This is a genomic window from Bradyrhizobium sp. CCBAU 53421, from assembly GCF_015291625.1.
Lineage (GTDB): Bacteria > Pseudomonadota > Alphaproteobacteria > Rhizobiales > Xanthobacteraceae > Bradyrhizobium.
This window is the reverse complement of record NZ_CP030047.1, coordinates 5,160,431-5,177,007: the sequence shown is the minus strand read 5'-3', so window position 1 is coordinate 5,177,007 and position 16,577 is coordinate 5,160,431. Positions and strand designations below refer to the sequence as shown.

Sequence of the window (16,577 nt, the reverse complement as noted above, 5' to 3'; positions counted from 1 at the left end):
ATTGGGTGCGAATACAGTCTTCGAACAGCCGTTGGCCAGGACGCACCGTTCCTCACGCTGGCGTTCCGTCGCTGGTTGAGAATGTGAGCTCCGCGTCCGCCATGATATAGCGGACGTACCTGTAGTCGCGGATGAACGTAATTTCGTCGCCTCGCCACTCGAGCCACATGAAGTAGCTTGGCTTGGTCTCCATATCGTTCTCGAATACCGCGATGACTTCTCGGCCCTCCAACCAGGCGGGCGCCAGCCGCATCCGGTCCATTTTTCCGTAGATGCTGAAGAACATTCCAACGTCTATCCGTCCGATCCGGACGGGGTGGGCTGATTGATTGAGCCTCACATCTTCCGCCAGCATCGCGCGCAACCCGTCCCAATCCCGCTGGTTGAACAGGGTGACATACCGCATGACCGCTGCAGAGGGCGGTCTGACATCCGGCGGCCGCGACGCGGTTGCGTTGATCTCGCGAAGACGCGCGCGCCCCCGCGCAAGATGCGCCTTCACGGAATCGACGGTCAGACCGAGCAGCGAGGCGATATCGGCGAGCGGCTCATCGAGGACATCTTTCAGGATAATCACACTACGTTGCAGAATCGGGAGCTCCGCAAAGCGCGATACCGCTGTCCGCACCGCTTCCTGATGCATCAACTGCTCCACAGGATCAGGGCTTGCTCCGTCGACAACGTCGTACGCTGCCTCGATCGGCTCGGCGGCGCGGATGGCTTTGCTGCGCAAGACATCCAAGGCACGGTTGTGAGCGATACGAAACAACCACGCGCGAAGTTGAGGCAATTCGACCATTTCTTCCATGGCGACGAAGGCCTTGGCGAACGTGTCCTGTACGACGTCCTCGCCCTCGATCACCGAGCCCACCAGACGTGAACAATATCGGTGAAGCTCGGGCCGCAATTCTTCGGCGAGTGCGAGAAGCGCGGCCCACCGATTGGCGCTCGAAAGGTCTTCTTCACCGCTCGTCAAGCTGCCGCTCCCTCCATGACGGTCACGCCGGCATCGCCATTGAGTCCGAATACGATGCCGTCGGAGTATTGCGGGTCTTTCAAGATTGAGATCACCAGATCACCGAATTCCCGAGGAGGCATGGGGGCGCCAAAGCGCGCGACAAATTGTTCGGGCGTAATCCCCATCGATCCCGCATAGGCACCAGCTGCCGCATCTCCGATCCCGGTCCCCAGGATCATCTGTCGCGGCACGATGGCCTGAAAACGGATGCCGAGATTCAATTCCTGCGAAACACCATTGGCATACTTGGCCATGAACCATAGCATTCGCTTGGAGCCGCCGTAACCGCCCGACATCTGCGATCCCGTGACAGCGGCGCCGCTTGATCCGACGAGCACTCTGCTGCCCGGCTTCAGGGGTAGATTGAGGGCTGCCTGAAGCCAGAACAGACCTGCTTTGACGTCGGTTTCCCAGGTTGCGGAGAACTCCTCCCAGCTCAACTGATCCAGTCGGCCCATCCGCGGCGTGATGCCCGCGTTGAGCGCCAGAATGTCCGGCTTGATGTCGGAGAGGATTCGATTGGCGGCGGCGCGATCAGTTACATCCGCCGAGATCGTCGTCACCCCGAGCCGATCGCTGGCGGCCTTGAGCGAGTCCGTTCCACGTGCAACGACCGTGACTTTTGCTCCCTCGGCAACAAGCGCTTCAACCAAACCCAGGCCGAGACCGCGGCTCCCGCCGGTGACGACGGCGACTTTATTCTCGAGGCTCATCTATTGGCTCCATGTCTGTCTAAAGCCAAGACGATCGAGGCCACCGAAAAGAGTCAGGCTCTGACCTAGAAGCTGGCACCATCCGGCATGTTTGTTTGACTCTTCGAGTTCCTCCCAGACGACAGCCCAGGCCAGCGTCGGCCGCATCCGACGCTCGTCAGGCAGGCGCGTTCACGCAGCGCTCTCCAGCTCCGTAGTGAGTTTGGGGAGTTCGTCGATCTTTCCGACCTGGGCGTACCAGCACCAGAGCTCCAGGGTGCAGGCGAGGCGGTAGAGGTCGATCGCGGCCTCCCAGTCCGGGCGGTCGCGTGTGCCGTGGCCCGCAAGCAGCCCGTCACGCTTCGGCGCATCCTCGGGAGTGAAGTAGTAGAGCGCCTTGGCGATATCCATCAGGGGATCGCCGGCCGTCGCGTTCTCGAAATCGACGATGCCGCAGAGTTGCGGCGTGCCGTCCGGCGTCACCAGCACGTTGCCGGCATGGAGATCGTAGTGGCAGAGGCGGGGTCGGTCGGTGGAGTCGAGCAGGTGGGCGCGGGTGGCGATGCCGGCCCGGAGCCGCTTGGCAAGCGCCACATCTCCGCCGCGTGAGCAAAACTCCGTCAGCTTTCGCTCGAACTGGGCGGACATGTAGGCGCGATTGGTCGGGTGCGGGGTCCAGACCCCGTTCGGGCCGATGTAGCCGAAGCTGTCGAGCGTGATGGCGTTGATCTTGCGCAGCGCCGCGCCCATCTCGGCGAAGATCGCAAACTGCTCCTGCTCGCTCAGCTCAGGATCGCGCCGGCTGAGCTCGACGCCGTCGAGCTTGCTCATCAGCACGAAGCTGAGATCGATCACCGAGCTTGTGTCGTCGGCGAGGAGAATGCGGGGCACGGGGATATCGACGTCGCGCAGCAGCCCGTGGACATAGACCTCCTTCGCCATCTTCCAATGCAGCTGGGCGGGGTAGACCTTGAGAATGCAGTTCGGTGCGTCCGCCAGCACGATCTCGAGGATCGTGCTGATCTCGCCGCCGCGCAGCTCGGTGATGTCGCGTACTCGTGCGCCCGCCGCGGCGCGGCTGACGATCGCCTGCGCCTGGTCGATCGAGATCGCCAGTCGCGGCTTCAGCTGAAGAGGCGGATCGTCTGACATGGGCCGTCCGGGAGGGGGGCGGTGACCCCGATTGAGCGAACTGAAATCCGGCGTCTCGCCATTTGCCGCAGCATCTGATAGTTCACTGTCATTGCCTCTACGGTCTAGACGGCAGGTACAGGTGCATGGCGCTCATAATATTATCTAACGCGGTACAGACTTATTCAATTCTGGGAAGTCCGACACTGATCGCCGCCAATGGCGGCCCTGCCTGGCAGACGACGATCTCGGCCTCGCCCACGCTGGTGCAGAGTTACACGGTCTCGACAAACGCCATCGCCGGCGTGCTTCTGATCCCCGACCCGGAATATGTCGACCACCTCAATGAGACCGGCGCCAACGGGGTCTTCACGCTCCTCCAATACACACCGTTCGGCTCGATCCAGGGCAGCCCCATCACGGTCACGCTCGAGGTCGGCGCATTTGCCTATTACAACAACTTGATCGCCGCGAACGTTCAATTCGTATCGACGTTGAACGCCTACATCGCAAACGGCTACAGCGTCCAGAGCACCTTCGATGCGATCGAGCCGTTGGTCAATGCGCTGCTGCAACCCAATGGACAGTCGCCGCTCGCGATAGGCTCGCAACTGGCCAACGACGCAACCGAGCTGGCGAATGCAGGTTTCTCGGCGCTTGGCTCCGAAGTTCAGGTGTTGTCGCAGATCGCTACTGAGTGGGACACGCCGGTCTATTTCCTCAACGGCCAGCCGGTTTCTGCGGGCGCGATCGACTTTGGCATCGTGCAGCTCGCCATCAACGGTGCGAGCACGACCTGGGCGGTGAGCGGAGCGTCCGGGGGCGTCACGGTCAGCGGCTTTACTGCGGTCAGCCGCTGGTCGGGAGATCCCTCGACAGGCGGACACGGGTACTACAACATCCTTGACGCCGACACGTATGGATCACTGAACGTTTCCTCGTTCGGTTTCGCGCACGCCGGCAGCATGCCGCTGGCGAACCTGGTGTCCGGGGGAGCCGCATCCGGGAGCGGCACGATCACGCTCTACAATATCTGGGAGACCGGTAGCGGCGGGGCGAAGGTCACCGTCAACGGATTTGTTCAGCCGAACGGCGTAACGGTCGGCCTGACGGCCGCACAACTGGCACAAGCCACTTATTTCGCGGGATCGGGCAGCGACACGTTCTGGGTCCAGTACGTCTACGGAAGCGTCACGGGCTCCTGGCAGGCCATTCAGATCACGGCCCCCGTCGATACGCCCAGTGTTGTCGGATTCGCCAAGACCGCCACGCACAACCAGATATTCAGCGCGGCGTCGCTGTTCAGCTACAGCGACTCGCTCGGCAGTGCCGCCACGAAGTATGATTTCTGGAACACGGGATCCGGCGGCGGCTATTTCCAGCTCGGCGCGCTCGCACCTTATGCGGGTGGTCAAGACATCATCATCAATGCCAGTCAGCTCGCCAGTCTGACCTACACGGCTGGCTCCGGCTCCGACACGCTGTGGGTCCGTGCGTTCGACGGGTACGTGTGGAGCTCCTGGTCGAATGCGTTCACGGTGGTCGGTCCGATCGATACCGGACCGGTGGAGGCCGTCGCGTCGATCCAGGCGGCGCACGGCCAGAGCTATGCGGCCAGCACGCTGTTCACCTACAGCGATCCGTTCGGGGCCGGCGCCACGCAGTATGATTTCTGGGACAGCGGCACCGGCGGCGGGCATTTCGTTCTGAACGGCGTGACGCTCAACCCCGACACGGACAACATCATCACGGCCGCGCAGCTCTCGCAGCTGGTCTACCAGTCGGGCTCCGGCGCGGACACGCTGTGGGTGCGTGCCAATGACGGGACGGTGTGGGGGAATTGGTCGGCAGCGTTCACGGTGACTGCCCCGCTCGACAGCGGGCCGGTCGAGACCGTTGCCAACCATGCGGCTGCTCATGCCCAGAGCTATGCCGTGTCGTCGCTGTTCACCTACAGCGATCCGTTTGGAAGCGCCGCGGTTCAATACGACGTCTGGGACAGCGGCGTCCCCGGCGGCCATTTTTCGCTCAACGGCCTCGGGCTTCAGGCGGGCCGCGACAACTACATCACGGCCGCCCAACTCTCATCGCTGACCTATCAATCAGGATCGGGCACCGACACGCTCTGGATAAGGGCAAATGACGGGACCGTCTGGGGAGCCTGGTCGAACGCTTTTACCATCTCGGCTCCGATCGATCCCGGCCCCGTCGAGATCGTGCAAAATCTGAACGCGACCCATGGGCAAAGCTACGCCGCGTCGTCGCTGTTCACTTACAGCGACCCGTTCGGGAGCGCGGCCACGCAGTATGACGTGTGGGACACTGGCGGCGGCGGTGGACATTTCGTCTTCAACGGGCAGGCACTCCAGCCCAACGGCGACAACATCTTCACCGCCGCACAGCTTCCGTACCTGACCTACCAATCGGGATCGGGGGCCGACACACTGTGGGTGCGTGCCAATGATGGGACGGTGTGGGGCGCATGGTCCAGCGCGTTCACGGTCACCGCGCCGATCGACACCGGCCCGGTCGTCACCCCGGTCAACCCGACAGTGACATCCATCCAGGGCCAAATCTATCCCGGTTCCGTGCTCTTTAGCTACTCCGACCCGTTCGGCAGCGCGGCCACGCAATATGACGTATGGGACACCGGAGCCGGCGGCGGCGCGTTCTACCTCAATGGGCTGGCGCTGGCACCGAACCAGGACAACTATGTCTCGGCGTCCCAACTTTCGCAGCTGACCTACAAGGTCGGTTCAAGCAGCGACACGCTGTGGATTCGCGCGTTCGACGGCACGGTCTGGGGAAACTGGTCGAGCCCGTTCACGGTTCAGGATCCGCCGACCATCGCGGCCGGACAAACGCTTGATCTGCCTTCGGCGAGCGCTGCCGATCTTTCCTTTGCGTCAGATAGCGGGACGCTGAAGCTGGACGACTCCCGGAGCTTCACCGGAACGGTTGCGGGAATGACGGGCGGCGACGCCATCGATTTCGCGGACATCGCGTTTTCGAAGGCTGTCATCCCGGGCTATTCGGGCGACAGCTCGGGCGGGACGCTCAGTTTGACCGATGGCACACATGCCGCGAGCATTGCGCTGCTCGGCAACTACATCGCGTCGACCTTCGTCGCCTCCAGCGACGGCCACGGAGGCACGCTCGTGATGGAGCAGCCTGTCAGCCCTGCGATGGTGCTCGCGGCCCCGCCGCATGCCGCATGATCGTTGGCCGGCGACGGCCAAGATCAAACCAGGCTTGCCTTGCCGCCCGTAGCCCGGAATGTGATGCAGAGGCATCCGGGCTACGCGGGTCGCTCGATCAGATCTCGATTTCGGTGCCGAACTCCACCACCTGACCGGTCGGCACGCCGAAGAACGCCGCTGACCGTTCGGCGTTGCGTTGCAGGAAGGCGAACAGCGATTCACGCCACACCCACATGCCCGGAATGTCCTCGCGCGGGATGATGGTTTCACGGCCGATGTAGTAGGTCACGTCGGAGAGATCGATGCCGGGCAGCTTGCCCTGCCGGCAGGTGAGCTGCAGTCCCTCGTAAATCGTCGGATACTGCATGAAGCCGTAGTGCAGGATGATCCTTGTAATGCCCGGGCTGATCTCGTTGACGTCGGCGCGTTCCTCGTCGGGAATCCTCGGCCGCTCCTCGATCTGCACGGTGACCAACAGCACGCGCTGATGCAGCACGTGATTGTGCTTGACGAACTGGGTCAGCGCGAGCGGTACGCCATTGGGAGCCGAGGCGAGGAACACCGCGGTGCCGGGCAGGCGGGCGCTGCACTTGTTGACCGCGGTCTCGATCAGATCCTCCTCGGGCTGGCGAAGCTTGCCGCGCGCCTTTTCCACCAGCTTGACGCCGCCGCGCCAGGTCATCATCAGGAACGCCACAGCCGCGGCAAGCAGCAGCGGGAACCAGCCGCCTTCGAACAGCTTTTCAGTGTTCGCCGCAAAGAAGATCGCGTCGATGATGAAGAAGAAGCCGTTCACCGCGATCACTATGATCGGCGAATAGCCCCACTGGATCGCGACCAGTGCGGCGAGCAGCGTGGTGATCGCCATCAACAGCGACACCGCGATGCCGTAAGCGCCGGCGAGTGCGTCGGAGGTGCCGAACGCCAGCACCGCGCCGAGCGTGCCGGCTGCAAGCAGCCAGTTCACCAGCGGCACATAGATCTGTCCGATCGCATCGCTCGTGGTGTGTTGGATATGCATGCGCGGCAGGAAGCCGAGCTGGATCGACTGCTGGGTCAGCGAGAACACGCCGGAGATGATGGCCTGCGAGGCGATCACGGTGGCGACGGTCGCGAGCAGGACGAGCGGGTAATGCGCCCAGTCGGGAGCGAGCTGGAAGAACGGGTTGTCGATCGAATTCGGGTCGTTGATGAGCTCGCCGGCCTGGCCGAAATAGTTCAGCACCAGCGCAGGCAGGCAGATGGCGAACCAGGCGAGCCGGATCGGAAAGCGGCCAAAATGCCCCATGTCGGCATACATCGCCTCACCGCCGGTAACCGCGAGGAATGCGGCGCCGAGGATGGCGAAGCTGACGTGAAAATCCTGATGGATCAGGAAATCGAACGCATAGAACGGGCTTAGTGCGACCAGCACGCCGGGTGCCTTGACGATGCCGTGAATGCCGAGCGCTGCGAGCACGGCGAACCAGAACAGCATCACCGGGCCGAAGATCTTGCCGATGAAGCCCGTGCCCTGCTTCTGCATGAAGAACAGGCCGATCAGGATCACGACGGTGAGCGGCACCACCGCCGGCGTCAGCGACGGCGCGTCGACCTTGAGGCCTTCGATCGCCGACAGCACGGAAATCGCCGGCGTGATCGCGCCGTCGCCATAGAGCAGGGCGGCGCCGATCAGGCCGACCACCAGCAGATGGGAGCGCCAGGTGCCGGGCGCCGCGTTGCGCGCCGAGAGCAGCGCCAGCAGCGCGACAATGCCGCCTTCGCCGCGATTGTCCGCGCGCAGGATCAGCATCGCGTATTTGACTGAAATGATGAGGATCAGCGCCCACAGGATCAGCGAGACCACGCCGAGCACCGCACTTTGCGTCAGCGGCCCGCCATGGGCGGCGGCCTTGGCGGCTTCCTTCAGGGCGTAAAGGGGGCTGGTGCCGATGTCGCCATAGACGACGCCGAGGGCACCGAGAGTGACGGCAACCGGGATCGGACTGCTTGGAGGGTGGCCGGAAGAAACGATGGCGGGCGTACTGGTCACGGCAATCCCCTAATGGCTTGCGCCCACCGGATCATCCGGTCGGGTGCCTTAGACGATAGTCTGCGACGGGACGTCGCAAATTACCATTGGGTTTTGTGTGACGGACTGAGCTTACACCGAACTGACGGGCCGGTTTCCGGTGCGATCGCGCCGGAGCGGCAAGGCGATGGCTTCGAGCTGCTACGATGGGCGGCTACTGTGCATGGGGTTGTTTTCGATATTTTGGCAACGCCCCATGCAGGCTGTCGGGGATTCGTCGTCTGCACCTGGACCAGTGCCCGGTGTCCTCAAATCACCTACGGGGTGCGGTCGGCGGTGACGAGGCGGGCTTCGCGAACCACCGTCTTGTTGCCGGCGCTGCGCAGGCAGGAGGCTTCGAAATTCGGCCAGGCCTGCTGCGAGCAGTCCTTGCCGACCGGGTGGCTGTCGAGACGATCGCTCTTGGCCAGCGGCTGCGGGGTGGAGGCTTCGACCTGCGGCGCAAAGCCCGGCAGCACGGTGAGCGCGGCGGCAATGAACGCGGCAACAGCGATAGCGGAAAGTGCCTTGATCATGACGGTCCCCATATGATCGGGCCCCCCGGGCCCGTCGTTTCGTTGTCCAATGTCTACCGGCCGCGCGTTTCCTGGTGTCTTCGCCAGGGTGGAAAATGGTTTCATCGCCGGCCGGTTTGTTTCGTCCGCCAACGGCCGACGAAACATTCACCCACGTAGACGCTGGCATCCCAGGACTCGTTCACTGGACGAGGAGGGATTTATTTCGCGCGGTCGAGGGAACCCGGGCGGCTTGCCGGGGAGAGCCGGGCGGGTTAGGAGGGACCATGTCCCGTATCGCGATCTACCCCGGCTCCTTCGATCCCGTCACCAACGGCCATCTGGACGTGGTGAGACAGGCCGTCTTCCTCTGCGACCGCCTGATCGTCGCCATCGGCGTCCATCCCGGCAAGAAGCCGCTGTTCTCAACCGAGGAACGGCTGGCCATGGTCCATGAGGTGTTCGACCCGATTGCCCAAAAGGCGGGCTGCGCCTTCGAGGCCTCGACCTATGACAACCTCACGGTCGCAGCGGCGCGCGCGGCGAAGGCGACGCTGATGATTCGCGGCCTGCGCGACGGCACTGATCTCGACTACGAGATGCAGCTGGCCGGCATGAACGAGGCCATGGCGCCCGAGGTGCATACCGTGTTCGTTCCGGCGTCGGTCGCGGTCCGCCCGATCACCGCCACACTGGTGCGCCAAATCGCCCAGATGGGCGGCGACTTCTCTGCATTCGTGCCGTCATCAGTCGCCGCTAGCCTGAAGGCCAAGTTCGCCGGCTGATCCCGGCGGCCCGCCACACCCAGAACGTCCAGAGACCCGGAGTTTCCATGATCCGCATTCTTGCATTCGTTGCCGCGCTGCTCTGCGTCGTGCCCGCGGTCGCGCAACCGCTGCCTGCCAATCTCGACAAGGCCAATGCGATCGTGATCGACACCACCAAGGGCCGCATCGTCATCAAGCTGCGCACCGACATCGCGCCCCAGCATGCCGAGCGCATCAAGCAGCTCGCACGCGAAGGCTTCTACAACAACGTGCCGTTCCATCGCGTGATGGACGGCTTCATGGCGCAGACCGGCGACGGCCAGAACTTCAATGGCACCGGCGGCTCGAAATATCCGAACCTGAAGCAGGAATTCTCGCAGGTCCCGTTCAAGCGCGGCATCGTCGGCATGGCCCGGCGCGGCGACAGCGTCGACAGCGCCAATTCGCAGTTCTTCATCATGTTCGCCGACGGATCGAGCCTCAATGGCCAGTATACCGTGGTCGGCGAGGTGGTGTCGGGCATGGACGTGGTCGACAAGCTGAAGAAGGCGTCCGCAGGCTCGCCCGGCGGCGCGGTCACCGATCCCGACAAGATGGTGAAGGTGCAGGTCGCATCCGACATCAAGTGATCGGCGATGGCGGCGCGCAGCAAGCCACTTGCCTGGTTCGCCGCGCCGCTGGTCGTGTGGCTCGCGCTGAGCGGAGCGGCGGCGGCCGAGCCGGAGCAACTCAATACGATCAGGGACGTTGTTCTTGCCATCCATCGCTGCTGGCGGCCGCCGCCGGCGGACAAGGCCGGGCCGATCGACATTACCGTCATTGTCAGCTTCAACCGTGAAGGCGCGATCCTCGGGCATCCCAGGATCAGCTATGAATCGCAGGAGGCAAGCGACAACGACCGGATTGCGTACCGGGTCGCCGTGATGGAGGCGTTGCAACGCTGCACGCCGATGCCATTTACCGAGAGCCTGGGCGGCGCGGTTGCGGGCCGCCCATTCGCGATCCCGTTCAGGAATAAGAAGTATCCACCCCGAAGCCAGGAGAAGCGAGCATGGCTGCTACCGAAAATACTTTGATCCTCGAAACCACCCAGGGCCCGGTCACGATCGAGATGCGCCCCGATCTTGCACCTGGTCACGTCGCGCGGATCAAGGAGCTGGTGCGCGAGGGCTTCTACGACGGCATCGTGTTCCACCGCGTGATCGACGGCTTCATGGCGCAGACCGGCTGCCCGCAGGGCACCGGCATGGGCGGCTCCGGCAAGAAGCTGAAGGCCGAGTTCAACAAGGAGCCGCATGTCCGCGGCACCGCCTCGATGGCCCGCGCCGCCAACCCGGATTCCGGCGACAGCCAGTTCTTCATCTGCTTCGACGACGCCTCCTTCCTCAACGGCCTGTACACGGTCTGGGGCAAGGTCACCGAGGGTATGGAGAACGTCGACAAGATCAAGCGCGGCGAGCCGGTGAAGGATCCGGACAAGATCGTCAAGGCGCGCATGGCCGCCGACGCGGCGTAGCCAAGACTTCCGTCATTCCGGAGGCCGCGTCTTGCGCGGCCATCCGGAATCTCGAGATTCCGGGTTCGCATCTACGATGCGCCCCGGAATGACAGCGTTGAATCATGCGCACCGATCTCTTCGATTTCGAACTGCCGCCCGAAAGCATCGCGCTTCGCCCCGCGAGCCCGCGCGATTCCGCGCGGATGCTGGTGGTGCATCCGGACGGCGTGCTGCGCGACGCCACCATCACCGATCTGCCGCACTGGCTGGAGGCGGGCGATCAGATCGTCGTCAACGACACCAAGGTGATCGCGGCGCAGCTCAAGGGCCGCCGGATCGGGCGCGAGACCGAGCCGAAGATCGAGGCGACCCTGATCAAGCGGCTTGATGGCTCGCGCTGGCAGGCGCTGGTGAAGCCGGCGAAGAAGCTCGCGCCCGGCGACACCATCCGCTTCGGCAATGAGGGCAAGGTCTGCCTGCTCGGCAATCTCGATGCAGAGGTCGAGGCCAAGGGGCAGGAAGGCGAGGTGACGCTGTCATTCTCGTTCCATGGTCCGGTGCTCGACCAGGCCATCGCCGATGTCGGCGCCACGCCACTGCCGCCCTACATCGCCTCCAAGCGCACGCCGGACGAGAAGGACGTCAGCGACTACCAGACCATGTTCGCCGCCAACGAAGGCGCGGTCGCAGCACCAACGGCCGGGCTGCATTTCACGCCGGCGCTGGAGGCCACGCTGAAGGACCGCGGCATCGCGCTGCACCGGCTGACGTTGCATGTCGGGGCAGGAACGTTCCTCCCGGTGAAGGTCGACGAAACCTCCGAACACAAGATGCATGCCGAATGGGGCTGCATCACCGCCGAGACCGCTTCGGCCCTCAACGCCGCGCGCGCAAAGGGTGGCCGGATCGTCGCGATCGGCACCACCTCGCTGCGGCTGCTGGAGAGTGCCGCCAATGCCGACGGCACCATCCGGCCGTTTGCGGCGGAAACCTCGATCTTCATCACGCCCGGCTATCGTTTCCGCGCGGTCGATATCCTGCTGACGAACTTCCATCTGCCGCGGTCGACGCTGTTCATGCTGGTCTCGGCCTTTTCCGGCCTCGAGACCATGCAGCGCGCCTATGCGCACGCGATCAAAGACGGTTACCGGTTCTATTCGTACGGTGATGCCTGCCTGTTATTTCGCGCGGGCAATTAACTCCGCAAGCATAGCTCCATCACCGTCACCCTGAGGTGCCGGAGCGTAGCGGAGGCCTCGAAGGGCGACGGCCCGACTGGGGCCGATGCATCCTTCGAGACGCCGCTTCGCGGCTCCTCAGGATGACGGGTCTAGCATCGCCGCGTCATCCCCTCACGCCATCGCGCGTTCGGGCAGCAGCTCGGCGATCTGCACCGCGTTGAGCGCGGCGCCCTTGAGCAGCTGATCGGCGGCGACGAACATCGAGATCGAGTGCCCGGAGGGATCGCTGAGATCCTTGCGGATGCGGCCGACCAGCACGTCGTCCTGGCCGGAGGCGTCGATCGGCATCGGGAAGTAGTTCTTGACGCGATCGTCGACGACCTTGACGCCCGGCGCCTGCGCCATGATCGCGCGCACCTGCTCCTCGGTGATCGGCTTCTCGCATTCGAAGGTGATCGCCTCGCAATGCGCGCGCAGCACCGGCACCCGCACGCAGGTGACGCCGACCGCGATCTTCTCGTCCTCGAAGATCTTGTGGGTCTCCTTGATGACCTTGGTCTCTTCGTCGTTGTAGCCGGTCTCCGGATCGATCGCCGTGTTGTGGTTGAACAGGTTGAAGGCGTAGGGGTGCGGCATCACCTTCGGGGTGTAGACCTGTCCGTTGAGATTGGCGCGGGTGGATTCGACGAGTTCCTCCATCGCGGCTGCGCCGGCACCGCTCGCGGCCTGGTAGGTCGAGATGATCACGCGCTTGATGCGGTTCTTCTGGTGGATCGGCCACAGTGGCACCAGCGCGGTGATGGCGGCGCAGTTCGGGTTGGCGATGATGCCCTTGTGGTCGCGGATGCGGTTGGCGTTGATCTCGGGGATCACCAGCGGCACGTTCGGATCCATCCGGAACGCCGAGGAGTTGTCGACCACGACGGCGCCGGACTTCACGGCGACAGGTGCGAACTTCTTCGAGATGCCGCTTCCGGCCGAGAACAGTGCGATATCGACGCCCTCGAAGGCGCGCTCGGTCAGCTCCTCGATCACGACCGGCTTGCCGCGGAAGCTGACGGTCTTGCCGGCCGAGCGGGCGCTCGCCAGCGCCTTCAGCTTGCCGACGCGGAAGCCGCGCTTGTCCATGGTGGCGATGAATTCGGCGCCGACTGCGCCGGTGACGCCGACAATCGCGACGACGGGATCGTTACTCACTTTGTCCTCCGTTTGAGATGTGCTGCAGACAACAAAAAAGCCCCGGACCTTCATCAGGCGGGGCTTCGGGTGAAGATGATGCGGTACGACCGACTACGCGCGCACGCCTCCCGAGGCCCCGGAGGGCTTGGTGGTTTTGCTGGTGCGTTTGGTCGCGGTGATCATGGTGCGGACTTATGCGGCAGAGATCGGCGTCCGTCAACGGCTTTTGGGCGAAAACTTGGCCGCGATTGAACGGGCCTCAGCGCCGGCGTGCGCCGGGCGGCTCGAGGATCACCTCTTTCAGGTCGCTGCCAGTCAGCACCACGATGACGAAATTGAGCTTGCCGCGTTCGCGCATCAGGCCGCCGCTGATCGCCTTGCCCGAGGTCGTGTGCTCGGCGACTCGCACCGCATCGGCGAGCCGATGCCGGAGCGCCTTGAGCACGACAAGGTTGTCGCGGTCTTCGGCACCGAGGGAGGCCAGCGGCGAAGGCGGCTCGCCGCCGATCACCTGGCCGGTCGAGGCGTCGATGGCATGCTGCCAGATGCGGTCCTGCTGCATGGTCTTGACCCGGTAGACCGCGGGTTCGGTCGCGCCATCGAAGCTGATATCGGCGGTGATCGAACCTGTGTGCAGCGCTTCCGCAATCGCCATCGCCTTGCGCAGCGAGATCTGGGCGGACTGGAAGCTGTCGAGCTCGCGGCGAACCGCATGCACATCGAGCGCGCTGTCACTGTCCTGCGGGGTGAGGGCTGCGGCAGCCGAGTTCGTGATCGCTTGAGCCGGGGATGCGAAGGGCAGGGCCAGCAGCGCGGTTGCAAGCAGCCACGTTCCCAATGTCCAATGCCTCAGTGCGCGCAATCGTCCTGTCCTCATCGTCGAACCTGTATCGAAATATGTGCACGCGCGTGACCCGCGTTCGTCGAGCGGGCCGGGAAAATTGCGGCCGACCTCCGTTAGTCAGAGATCGGCCGCCGAACGTTCAGGCGGAGCGATGGCGGCGGCTCCGTCGTGACGGTCGAAGTTTACAAGGTGACGCAAAACCCTTGGGGGGCTGATCCGGGCCCGGGCGCCTCTTTGCAACTAAACAATACGGTTTCGTTCTGTTTATTCAAGGTTCATCACGGCAACGTGTAAGACGACGAAACGATCCTAAAAAGCGGTCAGCGCGCCGGCCGGCGACGCGCCTTGGCGGCGTCGCGCAGCCGGTCCCGCGGTCCCACGGCACCGGCGAGGAACAGCCGGATCGAGACTTCCATCCGCGTCACGGCCGCCTTCATGTCGATCGGGATCCCGAATGTCGCCATCCGGTGGGTGTGGCCGACCACCATGTTGAGGAAGGTCTCGGCCGCGATCGTGGTGTCCTCGAGGTCAAGCGCGCCCTTGCCGACCAGGTGGTCGAAGAAATCCGCCGTCGTCGATACCGCTTTCGACCAGCCTTCGTCGACGGCAAGCTTGGCCACTTCAGGGAAATTGATCGCCTGCGCGGTCAGGATCCGGCTGAAGGCGATCGAGTCCGCGCTGCAGTTCAGTACCAGCAACTGCCGCCCGAGATCGATCAGGCGCTCCTCGACCGAACCGTCGCAGCTGCCGTCGCCGTGCATCTCGGCGGCCGCTGCGGCGAGCGGGGCGAGCCAGCGGGCGATTTCGCGGCGGAGCACCGCAGCGAACAGGCCGCGCTTGTCGCCATACTGTCCGTAAACGGTGGGCTTGCTGACGCGCGCGGCCTCGGCCACCGCGTCGATCGACGTCGCATCGAAGCCACGCTCGAGGAACAGGCGCGTGGCGACCTCGATCAGCCGCTGGTCGCGCTCGATCGCAGCATCCCGGGTCGGCCGGCCGCCGCGTGACTTGATCACGCCGCGCTTGGCCGCCTTGTTGGCTACCTTGGCCTTGGTTGCCGTCAATCCCATTGCCCATTCATCTCGTTGTGCGTTCGGACGGGTCCGTCCGGTCTATAACCCGCGCGATGCGGATTCGTCCATTCGGTGGTACCCGGGGCAGGCCTGCTTCAAGGCGGCGTCGAGGTCCAGGCCTGTCCCGCGGCGGCTTTCTGATAGCCGTACTGGTAGAGCGCGCGCATATAGGCGGTATCGAAGCCCTGGGTTTCCGGCGCCGGATAGTCGCGCTCGATATAGGACAGATGGAAGCCCAGCCGGTTGCGGCGGGCGAAATCATAGGTCGAGAGAATGACCGAGCGCGTCTGCGCCTGGGTGATCGCGGAGATGCTGCGCGAGGCAACGTCGATCGTCGAGTTCGACACCAGTTGGAAGTTGCCCTCGAGCTTCTTGTTGACGAGGATGTAGATGTCCATGCGGCTGCTGGCGGGCCAGGCGCGCTCGCGGAACAGCAGTGCGTCCGGCAGCGTCAGGACCGGCGCCGTCACGCCGCCGTCGACATGCATCTCCTGGAATCTGCGACCCTGGCCTTCGGCGTCGATCATGATCGGCGGAAACACCAGCGGGATGCTGGCGGAGGCGGCCATCACGTCGCGAAACAGTTGCAGCGCCTCGGGCGTTCCGACGGCGGCGATCCGTCCCATGTCCCAGATCACCGTGCGCTGGGTGTCGAGATCGGTGGTGACGATCAGGAGCTTGCGGCCCTTGGCGTTTTCGCGCGCGACCTCGCTCATGACGTCCGGGCCGACATAACGCGCCACCAGCTCGCGCAGCCTCTTGTTGCCGAACAGGCCGGAGCCGAACAGCACCCGCATCAGGCTCGGGTCCTGCAGCAGGCTTTCCGCGATGCCTGACGTGTAGACATCCTTCAGCGTGTCGTCGTAGCGCGGGCCGAGGAACGCAAAGGGCGCAATCAGTCCGCCGGTGCTGACACCGGAGACGACCGAAAAGCTCGGACGGTTGCCGGCCGCGGTCCAGCCGTTGAGGACACCGACGCCATAGGCGCCGTCGGCGCCGCCGCCGGAGAGGGCGAGATAGGTCTTGATCGGGGCATGGTCGCTCTTCTCGAGCCGGAATTTGGCCGCCGGTTCGTCTGCGTAGCGGCGCAGCCCGTCGAGATCGAGCACCCGCGAACTGGCGGCGTCGGCAGCCGTGTAAGGCGTGCGTGGCAGGGAGCTGCAGGCCGCCAGCGCGAAGGCGAGGGCGCACAGCAGCAGCGCCTGCCGGATCGCATGTGCGCCCGTCATCCGATGACGGACGCCGTCAGGCCGGGCACTGGAGGGGGAGAACATCTCGGTCAGTCAGGTTTTGCGCATTGCCGTCGCGGCAGGGACGATCCGCCGCCATATTCTCAACATAAAACGATACGGTTTCGTTTTGTTTAACCGAAGGACGGTTCCGGGGCAAGCATCCGCCCGGCCTTTGGCGTTCACGAAGTCGCGCGGAA

The 16,577-nt window shown here is 64.1% G+C and carries 15 protein-coding genes; 6 read left to right on the top strand and 9 right to left on the bottom strand.

The window, feature by feature from the left end:
• Positions 1 to 52 precede the first annotated feature (52 nt).
• The 3 genes from XH92_RS24760 to XH92_RS24750 all read right to left on the bottom strand — a co-directional run bounded on the left by XH92_RS24760 (position 53) and on the right by XH92_RS24750 (position 2,862).
• Positions 53 to 976: a sigma-70 family RNA polymerase sigma factor gene (locus XH92_RS24760; RefSeq protein ID WP_194454438.1), complete on the bottom strand. Its 924-nt coding sequence runs from the start codon at positions 974 to 976 to the stop codon at positions 53 to 55.
• Positions 973 to 1,731, bottom strand: a complete 759-nt coding sequence (locus XH92_RS24755) for an SDR family oxidoreductase (protein ID WP_194454437.1) — start codon at positions 1,729 to 1,731, stop codon at positions 973 to 975. Before XH92_RS24755 ends, XH92_RS24760 begins: the two co-directional genes overlap by 4 nt.
• 171 nt (positions 1,732 to 1,902) lie before the next feature.
• Positions 1,903 to 2,862, bottom strand: coding sequence for a phosphotransferase family protein (locus XH92_RS24750; protein ID WP_194454436.1), 960 nt, complete (start codon positions 2,860 to 2,862; stop codon positions 1,903 to 1,905).
• 62 nt (positions 2,863 to 2,924) lie between these two features.
• Between XH92_RS24750 and XH92_RS24745 the strand changes: the two genes are divergently transcribed.
• The gene (locus XH92_RS24745) at positions 2,925 to 6,059 is read left to right on the top strand and encodes a hypothetical protein (protein ID WP_194454435.1); all 3,135 of its coding nucleotides are present in this window, start codon (positions 2,925 to 2,927) and stop codon (positions 6,057 to 6,059) included.
• Positions 6,060 to 6,156: 97 nt separating this feature from the next.
• Here the strand turns inward: XH92_RS24745 and XH92_RS24740 are convergent, their stop codons facing one another.
• Positions 6,157 to 8,022, bottom strand: a complete 1,866-nt coding sequence (locus tag XH92_RS24740; protein WP_246788581.1) for a potassium transporter Kup — start codon at positions 8,020 to 8,022, stop codon at positions 6,157 to 6,159.
• 347 nt (positions 8,023 to 8,369) lie between these two features.
• Positions 8,370 to 8,627, bottom strand: a complete 258-nt coding sequence (locus XH92_RS24735) for a hypothetical protein (protein ID WP_194454434.1) — start codon at positions 8,625 to 8,627, stop codon at positions 8,370 to 8,372.
• A 266-nt stretch (positions 8,628 to 8,893) separates the two neighbouring features.
• On the opposite strand from XH92_RS24735, the gene coaD reads away from it, so the two are divergent.
• From coaD to queA, 5 genes are all read left to right on the top strand, one after another.
• Positions 8,894 to 9,391 (top strand): pantetheine-phosphate adenylyltransferase, encoded by a 498-nt coding sequence (coaD, locus tag XH92_RS24730; RefSeq protein WP_194454433.1) that lies wholly within the window; start codon positions 8,894 to 8,896, stop codon positions 9,389 to 9,391.
• A 47-nt stretch (positions 9,392 to 9,438) separates the two neighbouring features.
• The gene (locus tag XH92_RS24725; protein WP_194454432.1) at positions 9,439 to 10,002 is read left to right on the top strand and encodes a peptidylprolyl isomerase; all 564 of its coding nucleotides are present in this window, start codon (positions 9,439 to 9,441) and stop codon (positions 10,000 to 10,002) included.
• A gap of 6 nt (positions 10,003 to 10,008) precedes the next feature.
• On the top strand, positions 10,009 to 10,449 hold the full coding sequence (locus tag XH92_RS24720) for a hypothetical protein (RefSeq protein WP_194454431.1): 441 nt from the start codon (positions 10,009 to 10,011) through the stop codon (positions 10,447 to 10,449).
• Entirely contained in the window at positions 10,425 to 10,889 is a 465-nt protein-coding gene (locus XH92_RS24715; protein ID WP_194454430.1) for a peptidylprolyl isomerase, read from the top strand. Before XH92_RS24720 ends, XH92_RS24715 begins: the two co-directional genes overlap by 25 nt.
• Before the next feature lie 104 nt (positions 10,890 to 10,993).
• Entirely contained in the window at positions 10,994 to 12,070 is a 1,077-nt protein-coding gene (queA, locus tag XH92_RS24710; RefSeq protein WP_194454429.1) for a tRNA preQ1(34) S-adenosylmethionine ribosyltransferase-isomerase QueA, read from the top strand.
• Between the two features lie 153 nt (positions 12,071 to 12,223).
• On the opposite strand, the gene XH92_RS24705 is transcribed toward queA, so the two are convergent.
• The 4 genes from XH92_RS24705 to XH92_RS24690 form a co-directional block, all read right to left on the bottom strand.
• Positions 12,224 to 13,303 (bottom strand): aspartate-semialdehyde dehydrogenase, encoded by a 1,080-nt coding sequence (locus tag XH92_RS24705; protein WP_371817817.1) that lies wholly within the window; start codon positions 13,301 to 13,303, stop codon positions 12,224 to 12,226.
• 187 nt (positions 13,304 to 13,490) lie between these two features.
• Positions 13,491 to 14,093, bottom strand: a complete 603-nt coding sequence (locus XH92_RS24700) for a PepSY domain-containing protein (protein WP_246787601.1) — start codon at positions 14,091 to 14,093, stop codon at positions 13,491 to 13,493.
• 302 nt (positions 14,094 to 14,395) lie between these two features.
• Positions 14,396 to 15,145, bottom strand: a complete 750-nt coding sequence (locus XH92_RS24695) for a TetR/AcrR family transcriptional regulator (RefSeq protein ID WP_194454426.1) — start codon at positions 15,143 to 15,145, stop codon at positions 14,396 to 14,398.
• 98 nt (positions 15,146 to 15,243) lie between these two features.
• Positions 15,244 to 16,377 carry a patatin-like phospholipase family protein gene (locus XH92_RS24690; RefSeq protein WP_194454425.1) on the bottom strand — a complete coding sequence of 378 codons (1,134 nt, stop codon included), beginning with the start codon at positions 16,375 to 16,377 and terminating at the stop codon, positions 15,244 to 15,246.
• Between the last annotated feature and the right edge of the window lie 200 nt (positions 16,378 to 16,577).